Raw genomic sequence first — 266 nt, forward strand, 5'->3', positions numbered from 1 at the left:
GCACGATCTGCTCTTGCAAGGCCACGGTGGCCGTGGCGATCACCAACCGCTTACCCGCCGCCTTGGCGATAGGGATAGCCGCCATGCTGTAAGCGACCGTCTTGCCGGTACCGGTGCCCGCCTCCACCGCGACAACGGCAGGCTCACCAATACGGCGCTCCTCGTCATCGGTCTTGATGGTACCGAGCACCTTGGCTATTTCAGCGATCATCAGGCGCTGCCCATAGCGCGGCTTGAGCCCCTTGGACTCGAGAAAACGGGAATAG

General features: G+C 62.4%; 1 pseudogene. It reads right to left on the reverse strand.

Annotation, left to right across the window (positions count from 1 at the left end):
- A pseudogene (locus tag AC0IYH_RS31965) lies at positions 1-266 on the reverse strand (ATP-dependent DNA helicase DinG); the annotation flags it as partial.

This window comes from Pseudomonas sp. AC463, from assembly GCF_979253585.1.